This is a genomic window from Pyxidicoccus caerfyrddinensis (assembly GCF_010894405.1).
GTDB classification, from domain to species: Bacteria; Myxococcota; Myxococcia; order Myxococcales; family Myxococcaceae; genus Myxococcus; species Myxococcus caerfyrddinensis.
The window spans coordinates 1-434 of the sequence record NZ_JAAIYA010000144.1; the positions used below are offsets into that span (position 1 = coordinate 1).

Genomic DNA, 434 nt, shown 5'->3' on the forward strand with positions numbered 1-434 from the left:
CTCCGTACTCGGGTGACTCGGTGCCGCTCAGGTCGAAGGGACCCTTGGCGTGCTCGGCCATCACTCGCTCGGTGCGCATGAAGCCCGGTGCCAGGGCCACCGCCGCGACGTGATGCTTCTTCAACTCCAGCCCCATGCCAAAGCTCATGCGGATGATCGCGGACTTGGCGACGTCGTAGTACAGGTTGCGCAGGTACTCGCCGTAGGCCCAGCCCACCGTGTTGACGATGAGGCCCGGAGGCGCGTCGGCCTTGCGCACGATGAGCAGCGGCGCGGCGAACCGGCTCGACAGGAAGTGCGCGCGCAGGCCGGCGACATACATGCCCTGCCAGCGCTTCTCCGTGGGCTGCTCCCAGAACGGCAGGTCGAAGTCGGGGCCGTCATACTGCTCGTAACCTCCCCAGACGTTGTTGACGAGCAGGTCCAGCCGCCCG

Annotated in this window: 1 protein-coding gene; it reads right to left on the reverse strand. The window is 67.1% G+C overall.

Features of this window, described 5'->3' with window-relative positions:
• A partial coding sequence (locus G4D86_RS51905; protein ID WP_164003115.1) for an SDR family NAD(P)-dependent oxidoreductase occupies window positions 1–434 on the reverse strand: 434 nt, incomplete at both ends.